This window comes from Arthrobacter rhamnosi (assembly GCF_054510975.1).
In genome coordinates this window covers 206,189-220,485 of record NZ_JBTNDN010000004.1, presented here as the reverse complement: position 1 = coordinate 220,485, position 14,297 = coordinate 206,189, and the positions used below count along the sequence as shown (strand labels likewise).

Genomic DNA, 14,297 nt, shown 5'->3' with positions numbered 1-14,297 from the left:
CCGTCCGGCCGGCGGAGAACGCCGTGGGCTCAGGCCTGGGAGCGACCGTAGGCGGGGTCCACGGCCTCCGGCGCCAGCCCCATGAGCTCTGCGGTCTGTTCGACGACGACGTCGTGGATGAGTTCGTTGACCGGCATGAGGGACTTGGCCGCCATCAGCACGGGATGGCGGTAGATGGTGATGACCGCCGGCTGTCCGGGTGCCGCGGGGGAGCACGACCCGAGCAGGCCCCGCAGGGTCTCGGGCGTCATGTCCTCGAGGCCGTCGGGAATCTCCTGCACCACGATCTGCAGGTCCTGGATGCGCTCGCCCCACAGCCGCTCGAGCCGCTGCGCCGATTCCATCACCCAGTCGTCGAACTGCTCCGACCTCGAGCGCGAGCCGGGCAGGTGCGGGGGGAGCAGTTCGCCACGCATGCCGCGCCCACGGCGGTTCCGCCGGCGCTCGTAGAACGACCTCGCCGAACGGCCTTCCGGGGCCGTCGGATCGGTCAGGTTGACCGAAAAAGTGGAAGCATCGTGCATGTAAAGAACTGTAAGCCTTGAACCTCCCGCCTGCACTCCCCGAAAGGCGTTGTCATCGCGGGCTGCGCAGCCCCCGGAGCGCGTCACGGGGCGCGCGGGCCGCAATCCCCGGTAGGCTTGCCGATCGTGGGATCACTCCGTCAATGCTCGAGATCAGCCTGCCAGCGGTCGGCGGTCGCCACCCTCACCTATGTCTACGCGGACTCGACGGCGGTGCTCGGTCCCCTCGCGACGTACGCGGAACCCCACACCTACGACCTCTGCGCGGTCCACGCCGAGCGACTGACCGTGCCCAGGGGATGGGAGGTGGTCCGCCTGACGCTTCCCGACGTCGTACCGGAGCACAATTCGGACGACCTCCTGGCCCTCGCCGATGCGGTTCGGGAAGCCGCGGCGGAGCCTTCGACGGAGCAGCCCGCGACTCCCCAGCGTGGGAGCAGGGCGCCCATGGAGCCCCCGGCCGGCGTCACCGGTCCCCGGCGCGGCCACCTGAGGATCCTGCGGGACCCCTGACACCGCGCCGTCCAACATCGCATCCTCCGGCACCGATTGAGGCTGCCGAACCCCCTCGCGGTAGAATGGGACGCAGAATCCCCACCTCCCCGAGCGAAAGCTTTCCCATGGCGAACCTCCCACAGCAGTTGCTCGACGTCCTGCGGTGCCCCGTCACCGGCTCCCGCCTGGTCCAGGAAGGCGCCGTCCTCCGGTCCACCGCCGAGGGGCCCGACGGTGGGGCGTTGACCTACGAGCTCGACGAAGGCATTCCCGTGCTCCTCCGCGCCGGACTGCGCGCCGTCCGCGCCTCCTAGGGCAGCAGCGCACGCACTGCCCCCGCATCCTCCGAACTCCAGCTAGGAACAGCACACCATGACGTTCGACTACAAAGTTGCCGACCTTTCGCTCGCCGAGGCGGGGCGCCACCAGATCCGCCTCGCGGAGCACGAGATGCCCGGACTCATGGCGCTGCGCCGCGAATTCGCCGACACGCAGCCCCTCGCAGGTGCCCGCATCGCAGGCTCCCTCCACATGACCGTGCAGACGGCCGTGCTCATTGAGACTCTGACCGCCCTCGGGGCCGAGGTCCGCTGGGCATCCTGCAACATCTTCTCCACGCAGGACGAGGCCGCAGCGGCCGTCGTCGTCGGGAAGGGCACCGTCGAGGAGCCCGCGGGCGTCCCCGTCTTCGCCTGGAAGAACGAGTCGCTCGAGGACTACTGGTGGACCGCCACCCAGATCCTCACCTGGCCGGGACAGGCCGAGGGCCTCGGCCCCAACATGATCCTGGACGACGGCGGCGACGCGACCATGCTCGTGCACAAGGGCGCCGAGTTCGAGGCCCTGGGCGCCGTGCCGGCGAACCCCCAGGAGGGCGACGCCGACTACTCCCACGAGTACACCGTGTTCCTCGACACCCTGCGTGCCACGATCGAGTCCGAGCCGCAGAAATGGACGGCCATCGCCGCCGGTATCCGTGGCGTCACCGAGGAGACGACGACGGGCGTGCACCGCCTGTACCAGCTCGCCGCGCAGGGCAAGCTCCTCTTCCCGGCCATCAACGTGAACGACTCCGTCACGAAGTCCAAGTTCGACAACAAGTACGGGATCCGCCACTCCCTCCCCGACGGGCTGAACCGCGCCACGGACGTCCTCATCGGTGGCAAGGTCGCCGTCGTCTGCGGCTACGGCGACGTCGGCAAGGGCGCTGCCGAAGCCCTCCGCGGCCAGGGTGCCCGCGTCATCGTGACGGAGATCGACCCGATCTGCGCCCTGCAGGCCGCCATGGACGGCTACCAGGTCGCGAAGCTCGAGACCGTCCTCGGCCAGGGCGACATCTTCATCACCACCACGGGTAACAAGGACGTCATCATGGCCCGCCACATGGCAGGCATGAAGCACCAGGCGATCGTGGGCAACATCGGCCACTTCGACAACGAGATCGACATCGCCGGACTCGCCCGCATCCCCGGTGTCGAGAAGATCGAGATCAAGCCCCAGGTCCACGAGTGGGTCATCCCGGCGACCGAGGCCGAGGGCGTGGAGAAGCACTCGATCATCATGCTGTCCGAGGGCCGCCTGCTGAACCTCGGCAACGCGACCGGACACCCGTCCTTCGTCATGAGCAACTCCTTCGCGAACCAGACGATCGCCCAGATCGAACTCTTCACCAAGTTCGAGAAGGAGGACGCCGAGGGCAACCGCGAGTACGAGAACGAGGTCTACGTCCTGCCCAAGATCCTCGACGAGAAGGTGGCCCGCCTGCACCTCGACGCCCTCGGCGTCGAGCTCACTGAGCTGACCAAGGGCCAGGCCGAGTACCTCGATGTCGATGTGGCCGGGCCGTACAAGCCCGAGCAGTACCGCTACTAGAACCCACCGGCGCCGTTCCTTCGAGCGCTTTTCCTTCGGCCGCTACCGGACCCGTACGAGGTCCCGGTAGCGGCCGAATCGTTGTCAAAACTGCGTCCCGCCTGCCCGGCGGGGCCCGCCCCGTCGCGTAATGTCGCTTCCGGGCAGCTACGTGAGGGGCGGATGCATGAAACAGGAATCGAACGAGGCCGTGCCACGCCGTAAGGGCTGGAAGATCGCCGCCATCGGAGCCGCGGCGGTCGTCGTCATCGGGGGCGGCGTCGGGATCGCCACGGCATCACCCTGGAACGACGCGTCGGCCGGCGGCCCGCCGTCCTCGGCCCCGCAGTCGTACCCCTCGTCCCCGTCGTCGGTCCCGGCCCGGACCGCTCCGGCAGCCCCGCAGCCTCCTGCGTCCCAGGGCCCCGCCGGCGAGTACACCCTGGGCGTCACCCCCACCGATCAGGCCTATGGGGTCAACCCGGCCACGGTCGCGGCCGTGACGGTCGAGGGTGCCACGCTCGACGCCGTCGAACTGATACCCAGCGGGGGCGGCACGCCGGTGGCCGGGGCCATCTCCGCCGACGGCGCGAGCTGGACCGCCACCGAGCGGCTCGCCTTCAACACCCAGTACACGTTCTCCTACACCGTGCTCGACTCCGCAGGTCAGGCGCAGAACACGATATCGACGTTCGTGACCGTCGATCCCGCCCATGCCGCCGATGCCTCGCTGTTCCCGCTCGACGGAAGCACGGTCGGCACCGGCCAGCCCCTGGAGTTCACCTTCAGCGAGCCCGTGACGAACCGCGATGCGGTGGAGAAGGCCATCACGGTGACCAGCACGAGCGGCCAGCCCGGTGCCTTCTACTGGTTGTCCGACACCAAGGTGCGCTACCGTCCCGAGACGTTCTGGGCGCCCAACAGCACCATCACGGTGAAGCTCAACCTCTTCGGGGTCGACCTCGGCAACGGCATGATCGGCAATGCCGACACGACGATGACCGTGAAGACGCACAACGCGCGCATCGCCGTCGTCGACAACGAGACCAAGACCATGAACGTGTACCTCGACGGGAAGCTGGACCGGACCTTCCCCATCACGCTGGGCACCGAGGAGTGGCCCTCCACCGAGGGGTACATGGTGGTGATGGAGCACTACGAATCCACGCAGTTCAGGGCGGAATCGATCGGGCTCAAGCCCGGAGACCCCGCGTACTACCCGCCCACCGTCGTGAACCACGCGAGCCGGCTGAGCAACGGTGGTGCCTTCGTCCACGAGGCACTGCCCGGGGCGCAGGTGGCCCTCGGCAGCTTCAACGTCTCCCACGGCTGCATCGGGATGTCACCCGAGGGCGCGGAGTACTTCTACAACACCTTCGGCCCGGGCGACGTGGTCAAGATCCTGAACACGGGGTACGGACCCATGTACGTCTGGGACGGCTTCGGTGACTGGAACGTCCCCTGGGACGAGTGGGTCAACCAGCCGTAGGCGGACCGCCGACGCGGGCTGCGAGCGCTAGCTGAACGGCAGGGTGTGGAGCCTCGCCGCCGTCGCTTCCGTCCGTTCCCGCTGCCGCATCATCGCCGCGTAGTCGCGGTCCCGGCGCGCGGCGATGACCGCGTGCAGGAAGTCCTCGGGCGGCGTGGCCCCGGGCGGCGGGGGCCAGACGTGGTGGCTCGCCTCGGCGGCGAGGTCGACGGACAGCGTGTGCCGCGCCTGGGGCGTGAGCTTCGGCGCGGAGGCCAGGAACTGCGACATCCTGCGGGCGAGGGCATCGGGGAGGCGGCCGATGTCGGCGGTCTCCGACCACTGCTGCAGCCCCGGCGGCATGACGGCGAGTGCGCGTGGCCGGACGACGACGCGCTCCCGCATCGCATAGGTCCCGGCGAGGAGGTCGCCGAGGCGCTTGGACTTCTCGTTGAACAGGGACACGATGAACGCGAGCGATCCGCCGAGCATGTAGATCTCCAGGATGGCGAGCATGCCGCGGATGAAGGCGTGGCGGAAGCGGATCGCACCGCCGTCGTCGCGCACGATCCGCAGGCCCATCACCAGGCGTCCCAGCGACTTCCCGCGGGTGAGGGTCTCCACGGTCACCGGAAGGACGACCAGGAGCAGGACGACGACGACGAGCACGAGCGCCCTCGTGAGCGCGGCGTCGAGGATGCCGTCGAAGACGTTCCCGATCAGCAGCAGGAGGAGGATCGCGAGGATGACCTGGGCGACGACGTCGATGAGGACGCTCAGCCCACGGGCGGCGAAGCCGGCAGGTCGAAGCTCCAGGACGACTGCTTCACCGGTGACGACCGAACTCATATGTTCCCCCTGGGCAGCTGCTGCTGTGCGATTCCGGTGCCGGGGCGGATAGCCGCTCCGCGACGCCGTGCCCAGCCTATCGCCGGCGGGAGCGGACTATAGGGTTAGGCGCATGGACGTGGACGCATTCATCGCCGTGCACCGCAGCGACTGGCAACGCCTGGACGAGCTCGTACGGCGGCGCAGGCTGGACGGTGCGGAATCGGACGAACTGCTGGTCCTCTACCAGCGGGTGTCGACGCACCTGTCCATCATCCGCTCGGTCGACCCCGAGAGCGCGCTGTCGGGGTCACTGTCCACGCGCCTCTCGCGAGCCCGGACGCGCTTCACCGGAGCGAGGTCTCACGTCATGGAGGATGCCGCCTCCTTCTTCGTGTTCTCCCTGCCGGCCGCCTTCTACCGCATCCGGTGGCTCACCGTCGTGGTGGGCGGAATCTTCCTCGCCGTCACGTGGCTCTATGCCCAGTGGGTGGTGGGGACGCCCGGCGTGATCCAGGCGCTCGGGACGGAGGAGGACCTCCGGCGTTATGTGGAGGAGGACTTCGTCAACTACTACTCGGAGAATCCCGCCGCATCCTTCTCGGGCATGGTGTGGACCAACAACGCCTGGATCGCGCTGCAGGCGGTCGCCTTCGGCGTGACGGGCATCTGGCCGGCATTCATCCTGTACCAGAACGCGCAGGGCCTGGGCGTGGCCGCCGGCATGATGGCCGCCCATGACAGGCTCGACGTCTTCTTCTTCTACATCCTGCCGCACGGCTTCATGGAGCTCACCGCGATCTTCATCGCCACGGCGGGCGGCCTGCGCATCTTCTGGGCGTGGGTGGCGCCGGGGCGCAGGCTCCGCTCCGTGGCCCTGGCGGAGGAAGGGCGTGCACTGATCACCGTGGCGCTCGGCCTGGTCCTGGTGCTGCTCGTCTCCGGCCTGGTCGAGGGCTTCGTGACACCGAGCGGACTGCCGCACTGGCTCCGCCTCACGATCGGCCTCCTCGTCCTCGCCGCGTACTGGGCCTACACGCTGGTCCTCGGCCGGCGGGCCGTCGCCGCGGGGTACCGGGGGGACCTCGGGACCGTGGACCGGGGGGACGCCGTTATCACGGCATGAGGTGCCCGGGCGCCGCCCTCTTCACGGCGTGAGGTGGCCGGGTGGGTGCCGGGGAGTCTCCCGGCCGGCCGCCCGCGCGGCCGGTACTGTCGGAGATGCCGGGCCAGCGCCGGTGGCGACAAACGAGGAGACAGCGCAGTGTCAGAGACCGACAGCACACGTTCAACCGCTTCCGGCGGGCACCGCCCGGATGACGACGAAGCGGCGGCAGGCCGGTCGGGTGCTCGCGCAGCGGTGCCGGGCGACGTCCCGGTAGCGGGCGTCGCCCAGCGCGACCCGCGGGAAGCGGGCACGCTGCCCGAGGCGCGGCCGGGGGAGGACCCGGAAGAGCGCCCCGGCTCCGAGGAGGGCGCCCGCGCCGACGGGGGCGATCCGGAGACCCGGATGCTGCCTGTGGTGCAGGACGGACCTCGCCTCGACGACGCCGGCACCCGTTCCGCTGATGCGCCGCACCGAGGAGCGCATGTCGCCGACGATGGATCGAACCCAACCGTGAACCCGGACCCGACCCCCGGCGCAGGACCTGCAGATCGGGCGGACAGCGCGGAGACTGGTGCCTCCGCGGGTGCCGAGGCTGCAGTTCCTTCCCCGGTGGCGCAGCCCTCGGCCGGTACGCAGAGCGGCGGGAGCCACGCGTCGTCGGTCCACGGGGAGCCCTCGACGGACACCGGTGCGCTCTCCGTGCGCCCGCCGGACAGGGACGCGGCACGCCGGGCGGCGGTACGGGACCAGGCCGTGGCCGCGAAGCCCGCCCTCCCGCGTTTCCTGCAGGTCGTCGTCGCACTCTTCTTCCCCGTCATCGTGGTGGCAGCGGCAGTCCGTGCCGTCGCGACGTCGTCGTTCCTGTGGCTCGAATACCACCGGCCGGGTTTCCCTGCCGACCAGTTCGGGTTCTCGCTGGACGACCGCATGACCTACGGTTCCTACGCGCTGGACTACGTGGTGAACCTCGCGCCGCCGCGGTACCTCGGGGGTCTGGTGACTCCGGAGGGCGATCCGCTGTTCCTCGAGTCGGAGGTCGGCCACATGGCCGATGTGAAGGGCGTGCTGGGTCTGTCCTTCCTCATCGCCCTCGTGCTGTTCGTGCTCGCAGTACTCGCCTGCGTCTACCTCGCGCGGAAGTACAAGGGCGGAGTCCGGCGCGCGCTGTTCTCGGGCGCCGTCCTCACGCTCGTCGGCATCGCCGTCCTGACCGTCCTCGCCGTCCTTGCCTGGGAGACCTTCTTCACGCAGGTGCACGCACTGTTCTTTGCCAACGGCACCTGGACCTTCCGCATCGACGACACGCTGATCAGGCTGTTCCCGGAGCAGTTCTGGACGGACTCCGCCGTCACGATCGCGGTGCTCGTCCTGGCGGCGACCGTCCTCACGCTCGTCCTCACGTGGCCGACCCGGGCACGGCGGGATCGTTCGATGCTGGCGCAGGAAGCGGCACAGGCCCGGTACCGCGAGGCCCTCGAGGCTTCCTGACGGGTGCGCCGCCGCGCCGGGTGCCCAGACCCGGTGGAGATGTTCGGCGAATCGGGGCCGCTGCGCCGGGTGCACGCACCCCGGATGGGAGCTGGTCGCGCAACCTCCCAGGGCTAGCGCTTCCCCCTGCTGTACAGCTCGTCGAGGGCATCCGCGTAGTCGGCGACGACGGCGGCGCGCTTCAGCTTGAGCGTCGGCGTGAGGTGCCCGGACTCCACGGTGAACTCGACGTCGAGGACGGTGAAGCGCCGGATCTGCTCCGCCTGGGAGACGGTGGCGTTCGCGGCGTCGACGGCGGCCTGCAGTTCTGCGAGGACCTCGGCGTCGGTGGCGGCCTGCTCCGCGGTCAGGCCGGGCTTCCCGTGCGCGGCCGCCCAGGGTCCGAGCGCCTCGCGGTCCAGGGTGATGAGCGCGCCGATGAAGGGCTTGCCCTCGCCCACCACCACGGCCTGTGCCACGAGCACGCTCTCGCGGAGTCTCTCCTCGAGGGGACCGGGGGCCACGTTCTTGCCGCCGGCCGTCACGAGCAGGTCCTTCTTGCGGCCGGTGATGGTCAGGAACCCGTCCTCGTCGAGGACGCCGAGGTCACCGGTGCGGAAGTACCCGTCGGCCGTGAAGGCCTCCGCCGTCGCCTCGTCGTTGCGGTAGTACCCGGCGAAGATGGCGGCGCCCTTCACCTGGACCTCGCCGTCGTCGTCGATCCGGACGCTCATGCCGGGCATGGGGATGCCGACCGACCCGACCCGCGTCAGGCGCACGGTGTTCACGGTGCAGGGGGCCGTGCTCTCGGTCAGGCCGTAGCCCTCCTGGACCAGGATGCCGGCGCCGCGGAAGAAGTGTGTGAGGTGTTCGCTGAGCGGGCTGGCCCCGGACACCGTGTACCTGACCTCGCCGCCGAACACGGCACGCAGCCGCGGGTACAGGATGCGGTCGAAGAGCGCGTGCGCCGCCCGCAGGACGGGCGAGGGGCCGCGGCCTCCCCGCCCACGCGCGTCCACGGCACGCGAATAGGCGACGGCGGTGCGCTCCGCCGCCGCGAAGTGCCGGCCCTTGCCGGTCTCCGCGGCACGCTGGCCGGCGGTGGCGTGGATCTTCTCGAAGATCCGGGGGACGGCGAGGAGGAACGTGGGTCGAAAGGTCGTCAGGTCCTCGAGCAGCTGCGCCGCGGAACCCGAGTGCGCGAGCTTGATGCCGCCGGTGAAGCACACCACCTGCACGGCACGCGCCAGCACGTGGGCGAGCGGCAGGAACATGAGCGTCCTGGCGTCCTCCTGCTTCAGGAACTCGGGCAGGAACTCCAGCGTGTTCACGGCGAACAGCGCGAAGTTGCCGTGGGTGATGACGCAACCCTTCGGCCTGCCCGTGGTGCCGGAGGTGTAGACGATGGACGCCGCGTCGGCCAGGCTGCGGGACGAGCGCGCCGCTTCCAGCGCAGCATCGGACACGGCCGTGCCGGCTTCGGTGAGCGATGCGAGGGTGGCCCCGTCGCCGGGGTCCCCGGGTGTCAGGAGCACCACCGTGATCGTGTCCGCCCGGCCCGCCCGGCCGGCGGCGTCGAGGACGATTCCGGCCTTCTGCCGGTCCTCGACGAAGACGACGGCGGGACGCGCGTCCTCGAGGATCCAAGCCACCTGATGGGCGGAGGAGGTCTCGTAGATCGGGACGGTCACGGCGCCGGCGAACCAGATGGCGACGTCGGCGAGGGTCCACTCGTACCGCGTGCGGGACATCACGGCGACGGCGTCGCCCGGCTGGACGCCGGAGGCCAGCAGCCCCTTGGCGAGCGCCGACACCTGCTGGAGGAACTCCGCGGCCGACAGGTCCCGCCACTGCCCGCCCGACTGCAGCGCGTACAGCGCCCGCCCGGGGTCGGCGTCGTGGGTCCTGAGGAGGAGATCGGTGATGTTGCCGGCCGGCGGGAGGTCGACCAGGAGTTCCGTGATGGCTTCGCGCACCAGTGCTCGCTTTCGTTCCGGGGACCTCGTGGACCCTGCCCTAGATCCAGCTCGGCAGCCACATGCGGATGCGCCACTGGTCGTAGGGGATGATCTCGGCCGTCCAGATCGGGAGGAAGTAGGCCGACAGCGCCACGGAAGCGGCCAGGAAGACCCCCACCAGCACGATACCCCGTCGGCGCCGGGCCCGGTCCGAGCCCGGACCGCCCAGCACGAGTCCGAGGCTGTAAACCAGCGACAGGACGAGGAACGGCTCGAAGGCCACCGCGTAGAAGTAGAACGTGGTCCGTTCCGGGTAGAGGAACCAGGGGAGGTACCCGGCGGCGATGCCGGTGAGGATGGCCGCAGCACGCCAGTCGCGCCGGCCGAGCCAGAAGAACAGCAGCACGAGCAGGGACAGCGCGGCGCTCCACCAGATGAGCGGATTGCCGAGCACGGTGACGGCCTGCGAGCAGGCGTCGGCCCCGCAGCCGGTCGGCTTCTGGTAGTAGAACGACGTCGGCCGACCCATGACCAGCCAGGACCACGCACTCGCCTCGTAGGGGTGGTCCGAGCTGAGCCCCTGGTGGAACGTGTAGGCGCTGCGGTGGTACTCGGCCAGGGACCGCAGGCTGTCCGGTACCCAGCCCCACTGCTCCGACGGGTTCCGCTCGGCCCACTTCCGGTCGTAGGCGTCCTCCGAGAGGAACCAGCCCGTCCACGTGCCGAGGTAGGTCAGCAGTGCCACGGGGATGATGCACGCGAAAGCGAGCAGGCCGTCCCGGACCGCGCCGCCGAGGAACCAGTGGTGCACGCCGGCGATGCGCCGGGCGCTCATGTCCCACGCAACGGTCATCAGGCCGAACGCGGCGATGAACGGGAGGGCGGACCACTTGGTGCCCAGAGCCAGCCCGACGCAGACACCGGCGACGAGGCGCCACGGACGGAACCCGAGGAAGGGACCCCACGACAGCTCGGCGCGAGTCGGCAGGTCGTCGCCGTTCCGCCCGGCGAGGGCGGCGAGGCGACGGGCCAGGCGCCGTCGCCCGTCGTCGCGGTCCCGGAGGAGGGCCGCGAACGCGGCGAGGAGCCAGAAGCTCAAGAAGATGTCGAGCAGCGACGTGCGCGACTCCACCAGGTGGTGGCCGTCGACGGCCAGGAGGAGTCCCGCGGCCGCTCCGAGGAGTGCCGAACCGAACAGGCGCCGGGCGACGACGGCGAGCAGGAGGACGGACAGGGTCCCGATCGCCGCCGCGGAGAATCGCCAGCCGAAGGCGTTGTCGGAGCCGAACAGCAGCATGCCGAAGGCGATCATCCACTTGCCGACGGGCGGGTGCACCACGTAGTTGGGGGCGTCGAGCAGCACATCGGGGTTGCCGGCGTTGAAGGAGTCGTTCGCGTCGTCGGGCCATTCCCGTTCGAAGCCCGACTGCAGCATCGAGTAGGCGTCCTTGACGTAGTACGTCTCATCGAAGACGAGCGAACCGGGTTCGCCGAGCCGGACGAAGCGCAGCACGCCGCCGAGCAGGGCCAGGGCGAGGGGGAGAATCCAGTGGAGGGAGCCTCCCGCGGAAGTGGCGCCAAGGAGGCGGGCGGTCAGTGCGTCGCGCGTGTAGGCGTACCCGGGAGCAAGGACCCAGGACCCGCCGTACTTCGGGCTGTCCCCCCGGGGACGGACGGCGGTGTAGCTCACCCTGCCATGCTACCGGCGGTGCCCGTTCAGGCTCCGCAGGACGCCGGGCAGTTCCATGGGTCCCGCCTCCGATGGCGGCTAGGCTGGACCGGTGAACCAGCCATACGACGACGCCGCCCCCGACCTCAGCCACGAGGACCCGTCCGGGCGCCCGGACGAGCACCCCGACGAGCATCCGGACGAGCACTTCGACGAGCACTTCGACGAGCACTTCGACGAGCACTTCGACGAGGACCCGAATGAGACTCCGGGCGTCCAGGCGGAGGCCCGCGCCCCCCTGACGGCGTACCGGGGCACGGTCGGGGATGGCAGCGGCCGCGGGCGAGTCGTCCTCGCAGCCACCCCGATCGGCAACATGGGCGACGCGACGGAACGGCTGATCGGCCTGCTCCAGTCCGCCGACGTCGTCGCGGCGGAGGACACGCGCCGCCTCCACCGCCTGGTGCAGGCGCTCGGCGTGACGGTGGCGGGCCGGGTCATCAGCTACCACGAACACAACGAGGCGGAGCGGACGCCGGAACTCCTCGACCTGGTCCGCGACGGCGCCACCCTCCTGATGGTCACGGACGCCGGCATGCCCTCGGTCTCCGACCCGGGCTACCGCCTCGTGGAGGCAGCGGTCGCCGAGGGCCTGGACCTGACGGCCGTGCCGGGCGCCTCAGCCGTCCTCGCGGCGCTGGCACTGTCCGGCCTGCCCACGGACCGGTTCTGCTTCGAGGGCTTCCTCCCACGGAAGCCGGGCGTGCGGGCCGGACGCCTGGCGGACCTCGCCGCCGAGCGCCGCACCATGGTCTTCTTCGAGGCACCGCATCGCCTAGAGCCGATGCTGCGCTCGCTGCAGCAGGCCTTCGGGTCGGACCGGCCGGCGGCGGTGGCGCGGGAGCTGACCAAGGTGCATGAGCAGGTCATCCGGGGATCACTCCTCGAGCTCCTCCAGTGGGCCCAGGCCACGGAGGTGCGGGGGGAGATCGCCGTCGTCGTCGCCGGTGCGCCGGAGGCAGCCGCGTCCCGCCCGGAGGACCACGTCGCGGACGTCAATGCGCTCATCGAGGGCGGCATGAGGCTCAAGGACGCCGTCGCTGCCGTGTCCGCCGAGACCCGCGTCAGCAAGCGGGAACTGTACGCGGCGGTGATCGCAGCGCGCTGACCCGTGCTGTGCACTCGACCAAAGGAAGCACTACTTCGCGGTGCACCCTTCACTGGACACTCCTTCGCCGCCGGGTCTAGCGTGAGCGGGAATGTCCCCCTCGGGGAATGCCCCGGAAACTTCGCGAAGGAGCTCAGTATGGCTGTCACGGCCGACCAGGAGAAGGCAGTACTCGACAAGGTGCCCACCGGGCTCTTCATCAACGGGGAGTGGCGGGCATCGTCCTCGGGCGCGACGTTCAACGTCGAGGACCCGGCGACCGGACGCACCCTCCTCACGCTCGCGGATGCGACACCCGAGGACGGTATGGCCGCGCTCGACGCCGCCGCCGCGGCACAGGCCGACTGGGCCCGCACCGCTCCACGCGAGCGCGGCGAGATCCTGCGCCGGGCTTTCGACATGGTCACCGCGCGTGCCGACGAGTTCGCCCTCCTGATGACCCTCGAGATGGGCAAGCCGCTGGCCGAAGCCCGCGGCGAGGTCGCCTACGGCGCCGAGTTCCTGCGCTGGTTCTCCGAGGAGGCCGTGCGCACCTCCGGCCGGTACTCCATGTCGCCCGACGGCAAGTCCCGGCTGCTCGTGAACAAGAAGCCGGTGGGCCCGTGCCTGCTCATCACGCCCTGGAACTTCCCGCTGGCCATGGCCACCCGGAAGATCGCCCCCGCCGTCGCGGCGGGCTGCACCATGGTGCTCAAGCCGGCGAACCTCACGCCGCTGACGTCCTCCCTGTTCGCGACGGTCCTGCAGGAGGCCGGCCTTCCCGCCGGCGTGCTCAACATCGTCAACACCACCACCGCGGGTGCCGTCACCGGACCGCTCATCGAGGACCCGCGCCTGCGGAAGCTCTCCTTCACGGGTTCCACGCCGGTGGGGCGCAACCTCCTCGCAGCGGCTTCGAAGAACGTGCTGCGGACCTCCATGGAACTCGGTGGCAACGCACCGTTCCTGGTGTTCGAGGACGCCGACCTCGACGCGGCGGTCAACGGTGCCATGCTCGCGAAGCTCCGGAACATGGGCGAGGCCTGCACCGCTGCCAACCGCTTCATCGTCCACGAGTCCATCGCGGACCGCTTCGCCGAATCGCTCGCCGAGCGCATGAAGGGCATGACCACCGCCCGGGGCACGGAGGACGAGTCGAAGCTCGGCCCGCTGATCGACCAGAAGAGCCGCGACAAGGTGCACGAACTGGTCACCGCGGCCGTCGGTGCCGGCGCCGAGACCGTGACCGGCGGATCGCCCGTGACGGGCGACGGCTACTTCTACCAGGCCACCGTGCTCAAGAACGTGCCCCGCACCTCGCGCATCCTGCAGGAGGAGATCTTCGGTCCGGTAGCGCCGATCGTCACCTTCCGCACGGAGGACGAGGCGGTGGAGCTCGCCAACGACACGGAGTACGGGCTGGTGGCCTACGTCTTCACGCGCGACTTCAACCGCGGGCTCCGGATGGGCGAGCGCCTCGAGACGGGCATGATGGGCCTCAACGCGGGCGTCGTCTCCAACGCCGCCGCTCCCTTCGGCGGCGTGAAGCAGTCCGGCCTCGGACGCGAGGGCGGTGCCGAGGGGATCGAGGAGTACCTCTACACCCAGTACGTGGGCATCGCGGATCCCTACGCCTCCTAGGCGTCCACCGGGGTGTCCTCTGGGTGTCCCTCCTGGTGAACGCGGAGTGCCCGGTCGGGATGCCGGCTGCGTCCTGACCGGAGGGAACCCTGGCCCGCGGCGGCGTCGTCCACGGACGATGCCGCCGCGGGTTCTTCGTGT

The 14,297-nt window shown here is 70.2% G+C and carries 13 protein-coding genes; 8 read left to right on the top strand and 5 right to left on the bottom strand.

Annotated features, from left to right (window positions below):
• Positions 1 to 29: 29 nt before the first annotated feature.
• Positions 30 to 524 carry a metallopeptidase family protein gene (locus tag ACX80J_RS11505; RefSeq protein WP_459345139.1) on the bottom strand — a complete coding sequence of 165 codons (495 nt, stop codon included), beginning with the start codon at positions 522 to 524 and terminating at the stop codon, positions 30 to 32.
• Positions 525 to 650: 126 nt separating this feature from the next.
• On the opposite strand from ACX80J_RS11505, the gene ACX80J_RS11500 reads away from it, so the two are divergent.
• From ACX80J_RS11500 to ACX80J_RS11485, 4 genes are all read left to right on the top strand, one after another.
• Positions 651 to 1,037 carry a DUF3499 domain-containing protein gene (locus ACX80J_RS11500; RefSeq protein ID WP_459345140.1) on the top strand — a complete coding sequence of 129 codons (387 nt, stop codon included), beginning with the start codon at positions 651 to 653 and terminating at the stop codon, positions 1,035 to 1,037.
• Positions 1,038 to 1,144: 107 nt separating this feature from the next.
• Complete coding sequence (locus ACX80J_RS11495) at positions 1,145 to 1,333, top strand: Trm112 family protein (protein ID WP_459345141.1); 189 nt, start codon at positions 1,145 to 1,147, stop codon at positions 1,331 to 1,333.
• A gap of 58 nt (positions 1,334 to 1,391) precedes the next feature.
• Positions 1,392 to 2,891, top strand: a complete 1,500-nt coding sequence (gene ahcY / locus ACX80J_RS11490) for an adenosylhomocysteinase (RefSeq protein ID WP_459347859.1) — start codon at positions 1,392 to 1,394, stop codon at positions 2,889 to 2,891.
• A gap of 166 nt (positions 2,892 to 3,057) precedes the next feature.
• Complete coding sequence (locus ACX80J_RS11485) at positions 3,058 to 4,359, top strand: L,D-transpeptidase (RefSeq protein WP_459347858.1); 1,302 nt, start codon at positions 3,058 to 3,060, stop codon at positions 4,357 to 4,359.
• A 27-nt stretch (positions 4,360 to 4,386) separates the two neighbouring features.
• Here the strand turns inward: ACX80J_RS11485 and ACX80J_RS11480 are convergent, their stop codons facing one another.
• A complete protein-coding gene (locus ACX80J_RS11480) occupies positions 4,387 to 5,187 on the bottom strand; it encodes an RDD family protein (RefSeq protein WP_459347857.1) in 801 nt (266 codons plus the stop codon).
• A 112-nt stretch (positions 5,188 to 5,299) separates the two neighbouring features.
• Between ACX80J_RS11480 and ACX80J_RS11475 the strand changes: the two genes are divergently transcribed.
• The gene (locus ACX80J_RS11475) at positions 5,300 to 6,292 is read left to right on the top strand and encodes a stage II sporulation protein M (RefSeq protein WP_459347856.1); all 993 of its coding nucleotides are present in this window, start codon (positions 5,300 to 5,302) and stop codon (positions 6,290 to 6,292) included.
• 162 nt (positions 6,293 to 6,454) lie between these two features.
• Here ACX80J_RS11475 and ACX80J_RS11470 read toward each other — a convergent pair whose 3' ends face one another.
• Positions 6,455 to 6,757: a hypothetical protein gene (locus ACX80J_RS11470; RefSeq protein ID WP_459347855.1), complete on the bottom strand. Its 303-nt coding sequence runs from the start codon at positions 6,755 to 6,757 to the stop codon at positions 6,455 to 6,457.
• Between the two features lie 126 nt (positions 6,758 to 6,883).
• Here ACX80J_RS11470 and ACX80J_RS11465 point away from each other — a divergent pair, with 126 nt between their 5' ends.
• Positions 6,884 to 7,762: a TIGR01906 family membrane protein gene (locus ACX80J_RS11465; protein WP_459347854.1), complete on the top strand. Its 879-nt coding sequence runs from the start codon at positions 6,884 to 6,886 to the stop codon at positions 7,760 to 7,762.
• Positions 7,763 to 7,875: 113 nt separating this feature from the next.
• Here the strand turns inward: ACX80J_RS11465 and ACX80J_RS11460 are convergent, their stop codons facing one another.
• Positions 7,876 to 9,717 carry an AMP-dependent synthetase/ligase gene (locus tag ACX80J_RS11460; protein ID WP_459347853.1) on the bottom strand — a complete coding sequence of 614 codons (1,842 nt, stop codon included), beginning with the start codon at positions 9,715 to 9,717 and terminating at the stop codon, positions 7,876 to 7,878.
• A gap of 40 nt (positions 9,718 to 9,757) precedes the next feature.
• Positions 9,758 to 11,389 (bottom strand): dolichyl-phosphate-mannose--protein mannosyltransferase, encoded by a 1,632-nt coding sequence (locus ACX80J_RS11455; RefSeq protein ID WP_459347852.1) that lies wholly within the window; start codon positions 11,387 to 11,389, stop codon positions 9,758 to 9,760.
• A 355-nt stretch (positions 11,390 to 11,744) separates the two neighbouring features.
• Between ACX80J_RS11455 and rsmI the strand changes: the two genes are divergently transcribed.
• Both rsmI and ACX80J_RS11445 read left to right on the top strand, forming a co-directional pair.
• Positions 11,745 to 12,536, top strand: coding sequence for a 16S rRNA (cytidine(1402)-2'-O)-methyltransferase (gene rsmI, locus ACX80J_RS11450; RefSeq protein WP_459347920.1), 792 nt, complete (start codon positions 11,745 to 11,747; stop codon positions 12,534 to 12,536).
• Positions 12,537 to 12,674: 138 nt separating this feature from the next.
• Entirely contained in the window at positions 12,675 to 14,156 is a 1,482-nt protein-coding gene (locus tag ACX80J_RS11445) for an NAD-dependent succinate-semialdehyde dehydrogenase (protein WP_301229695.1), read from the top strand.
• Positions 14,157 to 14,297 lie beyond the last annotated feature (141 nt).